This window comes from Vibrio sp. 10N.261.55.A7 (assembly GCF_002877365.1).
In the GTDB taxonomy this organism is placed as follows: Bacteria; Pseudomonadota; Gammaproteobacteria; order Enterobacterales; family Vibrionaceae; genus Vibrio.
In genome coordinates this window covers 1-5206 of record NZ_MCWZ01000120.1, presented here as the reverse complement: position 1 = coordinate 5206, position 5206 = coordinate 1, and the positions used below count along the sequence as shown (strand labels likewise).

The 5206-nt window shown below is 41.2% G+C and carries 3 protein-coding genes; all 3 read right to left on the bottom strand.

Annotated features, from left to right (window positions below):
* Window positions 1-398: 398 nt before the first annotated feature.
* The 3 genes from dapB to secA all read right to left on the bottom strand — a co-directional run bounded on the left by dapB (window position 399) and on the right by secA (window position 4548).
* Window positions 399-1208, bottom strand: coding sequence for a 4-hydroxy-tetrahydrodipicolinate reductase (gene dapB / locus BCU12_RS08520; protein WP_102403911.1), 810 nt, complete (start codon window positions 1206-1208; stop codon window positions 399-401).
* A 115-nt stretch (window positions 1209-1323) separates the two neighbouring features.
* A complete protein-coding gene (mutT, locus tag BCU12_RS08515; RefSeq protein ID WP_102403910.1) occupies window positions 1324-1722 on the bottom strand; it encodes an 8-oxo-dGTP diphosphatase MutT in 399 nt (132 codons plus the stop codon).
* 96 nt (window positions 1723-1818) lie between these two features.
* Window positions 1819-4548, bottom strand: a complete 2730-nt coding sequence (secA, locus tag BCU12_RS08510) for a preprotein translocase subunit SecA (protein WP_102403909.1) — start codon at window positions 4546-4548, stop codon at window positions 1819-1821.
* Window positions 4549-5206 lie beyond the last annotated feature (658 nt).

The following is a 5206-nucleotide window of genomic DNA, read 5'->3' as shown; positions in this document are numbered from 1 at the left end:
GTTGTGATACGTGTCAAGTTTTACTACTAACAAATTACCACTTTAATGGAGTAGCACTGACTTTCCTTGCAAAGCCGCCAAAAAAATAACTTTCAATCCATTTAATAGATTGAAATCTAGATAAATAAGAAAATAATCAATTTTTGAGTAGCAACAACTGAGCATTTCAAAGGAATCAAAAAAGCAAACGTTCAACACAAGTAGTTAACCCACCTTTTTAACCACTTAAATGAAATAAGATAGGATAACCCCCAAAACAAGATGGTAAAAACAAGAAAATAAGAGCAAATTTAATAATAAACATAAGATTTACTAGTGAGATACGAAAATGCGCTGAATAAATTCAGCGCATAACTATCTAAAATTGAATATATCCCACCCTAAAGAGTGTTCACCAATTAGAAATCATTCAGTCCTAGAACATCAACCATGGTATAGAAACCAGCAGGTCTTTCATTCAGCCATACTGCAGCTTTAACTGCACCATTCGCAAACGTCATTCTATCCGTTGCTTTATGAGTAATTTCAACTCTTTCACCAATATCAGCAAACATTGCAGTATGCTCACCTATAATATCGCCGGCACGAATCGTCGCAAAACCAATCTCATCTTTGGTTCGCTCACCTGTAATACCTTCGCGCGACCATACAGCTACATCGTTTAGGTCATTCCCCATAGCTCCAGCTATAGCTTCACCCATGCCAATGGCAGTGCCCGACGGAGCATCCACTTTATGTCGGTGGTGTGCTTCAACAATTTCAACATCGCAATAATCGCCCATGACCTTAGCTGCCTTTTCTAAGAGCTTAAATACCAGGTTAACGCCCACGCTGTAATTTGGCGCCATTACAATGGCAATCTCTTTTGCGGCCTCATCGATGAGTTGCTTTTCAGATTCAGAGAACCCAGTTGTTCCGATGATAATTTTCTTACCGTACTTCTTGCACAGCTCAATATTCGCGAGTGTATTGACTGGAGCAGTAAAATCGATGATGACGTCATACTCTTCAATCGATCTTTCAAGGCTTTCTACAATCGCAACATCGAATTTACCTTCGCCACAAAGCTCTCCAAGATCGACACCTATTAACGAAGACTCTGGTCGCTCAGAACCCGATGCGACTTTTGCATCTTGATTTAAATAGGTCGCTTTAACTAGGTTTCTTCCCATGCGGCCTGCAGCACCGGCGATTGCAACTCGTACCATTGATTCTTTCTCCCTTTAAAGTGACCTGCTTTCTTTAGCTGGTCACTATATGATCAAACTCACACTAAAACATGTACTACATAAACTAACAACTATCGCTAATCTTGACTAGAGCTTAACCAAACTCTTTTATCACTCGGTCAACAATCGGTTGATTGGCTTCAGGAAAACGATAAGAAGACAAATCTGAAATGGTGACCCACTCACCGCGTTGCTCTTCTCTCCCATAAGGCTTACCTTCAAAATCATGGATAAGTATGAAATCGAATTTTAATGACTTCTCTGGGTAATCGTACTCTAGGTGTTCAAGTAAGGTTTGCTCGGTCACATTAATGCCAACCTCTTCATTCAACTCTCTCGCCATTGCCTGAAACGAGGTTTCATCTAACTCGACTTTTCCGCCTGGAAACTCCCAATATCCACCCTTGTGTGATTTTTCAGGTCGTTGCGTAATGTAAACTTGAGATCTATTTTGGTTAAAGATAATGCCGGCGACTATATGAATACGCTTCATCTCTATTCCTTGTATTTCGTTCATAGATTAAGGTAAAAACAAGTTAAAAAAAGAGCCGCATCTGCGACTCTTAGGTTTCATTAGCTTGATAGAGTATTAAGCGATCTTACCGTGACACTGCTTATACTTCTTACCACTGCCACATGGACATGGCTCATTACGGCCAACTTTACGTTCATCACGTACCATTGGTTGCTGACCATCCTCTTGTCCTGATTCACCGTCAGAAAGTTGGTTTTCAGCGCTCGCATGTTGAGCTTGAGCACGGCGAGCCGCTGCCTCAGCTTGCTGGCGTCTTTGCTCTTCCATACGCTCGACTTCTTCTTGCTGCTGAACTCGAACTTTTGACAATATAGCGATAACATCAAACTTCAACGTGTCGAGTAAACCTTCAAACAATTCAAAAGACTCACGCTTATACTCTTGTTTTGGGTTCTTTTGCGCATAGCCACGCAGGTGAATACCTTGACGAAGGTGATCCATTGCCGCCAAGTGCTCTTTCCAAAGAGTATCGAGTGTTTGAAGCATCACTGATTTTTCGAAGTTACGTAAAACCGTTTCACCCACTGTTTCTTCTTTCGACTTGTAAACGTCTACAGCGTGATTAAGTAGCTTCTCTCGCAATGCTTCTTCGTATAGCTTTTCATCTTCATCAAGCCAAGTTTGAATCGATACATCGATATCAAAGTCATTTTTCAAACGCTCTTCTAGGCCTGGAATATCCCACATATCGTCTAAAGATTGTGGTGCGATGTATTCATCAATGACAGAAGTCAATACATCGCTTCTGTTTTGCTCCAGCATTTCACTGATGCTATCTGCGCTCATCAATTCATCACGTAGCTCATAAACTACTTTACGTTGGTCATTCGCGACATCATCGTATTCAAGAAGCTGCTTACGAATATCGAAGTTACGGCCTTCAACTTTACGTTGCGCCTTTTCAATTGAACGAGACAACATCTTAGATTCGATCGCTTCGCCTTCGTCCATACCACTTTGGATAAGACCAGCCATACGATCCGATGTGAAGATACGAAGTAGAGAATCTTCCATTGATAAGTAGAAACGAGAAGAACCTGCATCACCTTGACGACCAGAACGACCACGTAATTGGTTATCGATACGACGAGATTCATGACGCTCAGTACCAATAATGTGAAGGCCACCAGACTCAAGTACTTTGTCGTGAATGATTTTCCAATCAGCTTTGATCTTGTCGATCTGTTCTTGAGTTGGATTGTCTATCTTCTCAAGTTGTGCCTGCCAGCTACCACCTAACACGATATCGGTACCACGACCAGCCATGTTAGTTGCGATAGTGACGGCGCTTGGCGTACCCGCTTGTGCAACGATCTCTGCTTCCATCTCGTGGAATTTAGCATTGAGTACGTTATGCTTAATTTTTGCTTTTTTCAGTGCGTTAGACAGTAATTCAGATTTTTCAATAGACACCGTGCCAACCAGTGATGGCTGACCAGCAGCAACACGGTCCTTAATGTCTTCAATGATCGCATTGAATTTGTCTTCTTCTGTACGATAAACCACATCTGGCATATCGTTACGAACCATAGGTTTGTTGGTTGGAATAACCACTGTTTCGAGGCCGTAGATAGACTGAAATTCGAAAGCTTCAGTATCAGCAGTACCGGTCATACCTGACAGTTTTTCGTATAGACGGAAGAAGTTCTGGAAAGTAATCGATGCTAAGGTTTGGTTTTCGTTTTGAATCTTCACACCTTCTTTAGCTTCAACAGCTTGGTGTAAACCTTCAGACCAGCGGCGGCCAGGCATTGTACGACCAGTATGTTCATCAACGATAACCACTTCACCGTCTTCATTAACGATGTAATCGACATTCTTCTCAAAGAGTACATGCGCTCGAAGTGCTGCATTTACATGGTGTAACAGGCTGATGTTAGTTGGAGAATAAAGAGTATCCCCTTCTTCCATCAAACCGTTTTTAAGCATCAACTCTTCTACAAACTCTTGTCCAGTTTCAGTAAGGTGCACCTGCTTAGATTTTTCATCCAACGTATAATGCCCGTCACCGCGGTACTCTTCTGAGTCTTCTTGCTCTTGACGCTCTAAATGAGGAATCAATGTATTAATTTTTGTGTATAGTTCTGAGCTATCTTCTGCAGGACCAGAGATGATCAGTGGAGTACGTGCTTCATCGATTAAGATTGAATCCACTTCATCGACAACCGCGAAGAAACGTGCTCTTTGTACTCTGTCTTCACTACGGAAAGCCATGTTATCGCGTAGATAATCGAAACCAAACTCATTGTTTGTTCCGTACAGGATGTCCGCGAGGTAAGCTTCTTTTTTCGCTTGCGGTGGCATGTTTGGCACATTGACACCGACCGTCATTCCAAGGAATTCAAACAGTGGACGGTTTGTCTCCGCATCACGAGAAGCTAAGTAGTCATTCACCGTAACAACGTGAACACCTTTACCTGGCAGGGCATTTAGATAAGCAGGCAATGTTGCTGTGAGCGTTTTACCTTCACCAGTACGCATTTCAGCAATTTGGCCACTATTTAAAACCATGCCACCAATAAGTTGGACATCAAAATGACGCATACCGTATACACGCTTTGATGCTTCACGAACGGTTGCAAATGCTTCAGGAAGTAGGTTATCTAAAGTTTCACCTTTTTCCAAACGCGCACGAAATTCAACCGTTTTTGCTTTTAGTTCTTCATCAGATAGAGCTTCAAAGCTTGGCTCGTAATTGTTGATCTCTTTTACTATTTTTCTTAGACGACGCAATGTTCTGTCATTACGACTACCAAGAACCTTTGTCAGTAGCTTAGTTATCATTTGCTATGAATCTCTCTAAATTTAGATCGAATACGATCTACTCTAAATGCCTTCAGTCTCATCCAGTTTTAAACTACGTATACTGAGATAAATCATGTATCACTGATATTGTGATGAGACAGAGTATTTTCAAGGCAGTAGTTATGATTAGTGCCGATAGTGTAAGGAATTTTACCACTAACAACCAATGGTGGCGTCATTTGTTTGAAGTCCACTTCAGTTTTTTGGTGATTGGTTCTCGAATATGCTCACTTACTGTACTTTCTAGTTCAGGAGCGCAAATAGTATCTTTAGATTTATCTAGGTTGCCTCGGATAAATAACCTTCGAACCTATACCTGATCGAACCTTCTAGTTCTAGTTACGTAATTGTTAGCATTGAAAATGGTTCATTCTTGAAGGATAGAAGAGCAACCAATCTAAACAAACAGCAGAAAATATTAATATATGCGCACAGGCATTAGTGAGTAGGTTAAAGCGAAATTGTAAATTGAGGCGCTAACGAAGTTGATAGCTTACCCTGTCATTTAAAATGCAAATCTATTGGGGCGGCTGCCAATGTCAACGCTATCATTTCTTATGGGTCATCACGAAAAGTAAAGAATAACTTGATAGCAAATGTAAACATTTAAGATGAATATCGGCGTTGTTGCCTAAAT